The organism is Negadavirga shengliensis (genome assembly GCF_042652345.1).
Lineage (GTDB): Bacteria > Bacteroidota > Bacteroidia > Cytophagales > Cyclobacteriaceae > Negadavirga > Negadavirga shengliensis.
Genome location: NZ_JBHSJJ010000049.1, coordinates 1 through 1,143 on the forward strand (window position 1 = coordinate 1; position 1,143 = coordinate 1,143).

General features: G+C 57.1%; 2 protein-coding genes. Both read right to left on the reverse strand.

Features of this window, described 5'->3' with window-relative positions:
- On the reverse strand, nucleotides 1-699 hold a 699-nt coding region (locus ACFPFU_RS25635), incomplete at its 3' end, for a DUF1501 domain-containing protein (protein WP_377069603.1).
- A gap of 1 nt (nucleotide 700) precedes the next feature.
- The coding region (locus ACFPFU_RS25640; protein ID WP_377069605.1) for a DUF1553 domain-containing protein at nucleotides 701-1,143 on the reverse strand (443 nt) is incomplete at its 5' end.

A 1,143-nucleotide genomic window follows, 5' to 3' on the forward strand; every position in this document is an offset into this window, starting at 1 on the left:
GTCGCCGCTTGAGAACTGCACCCCCTGGTGGACGGAATCCAGGAAGCCGTTGGTCCACAGCTTGGAATAGACCCCCTGGCCGTTGCCCTTCCCCCGGGAAAGCAGCACGCAGAAACCGGGCAGGTTGTTGTTGTCGCTGCCAAGCCCGTAACTCAGCCAGGCACCCATGCTGGGCCGGTTTCCCACCTGCGCCCCTGTCTGGAAGAAGGTCAGGGCGGGGTCGTGGTTGATGGCCTCTGTGTGCATCGATTTCACGATGCATATATCATCGGCGATCTTTGCCGTATAGGGGAAAAGATCGCTTATCCAGGCTCCCGCCTGTCCGTATTGCCTGAACCCGTGATGGGAACCCACCAGCGGGAAGGAAGACTGCCCCGACGTCATGCCGGTCAGCCGCTGCCCCATCCTTATGGATTCGGGAAGTTCTTCCCCCACCCGTTTGTTCAGCAGGGGCTTGTAATCAAATGACTCCAGCTGGCTCGGGGCCCCGTTCTGGAACAGGTAAATCACCCGCTTGGCCTTTGGCGCAAAATGGGGTACCCTGGACATCAGTCTGTCCGTATCCGGCCCTGATTTCCCGGAAAACAGGTCCGGGATCAGCAGAGACCCAAGGGCCACACTCCCGATGCCCAGACTGAGCCTGGAAAGAAATTTCCTCCTGTTTTCGTTTAATCCGCTTTCTAATCTTTCCTTTTCCATATCAGGTTTTGGTAATCGCTTCTTCAACATTGTATATGGCCACAATGACCTGCATCAGTGCGGCCGTTTCGGCCTTTCCGCTGTTGTCCCCCAGGGGATGATCGCCGATATTGACCGCTTTGGATATTTCTTCGGGACGCTGCTCAAACCGCTGCAGCTCTTCCCCGTAATAATCCATTAATATACTGGCCTCTTCTTTTTTGGGTTCCCTGCACATGATCCTTGCAAACGCCTCCCCTATGGCTTCCCCGGGGTCGGCATGCCTGGAAACCAGGTCCGCCGCCAATACCCTGGATGCTTCCAGCACCAGCGGGTCATTGAGCATGGCCAGTGCCTGCAGCGGCGTGTTGGTCCTGTTGCGGGTCACCTCGCAGACGTCCCTGTTGCTGCCGTCAAAGATGATGGGCTTGGGCGGGGGCGAGGTCAGTTTGATGAAGGTGTAGA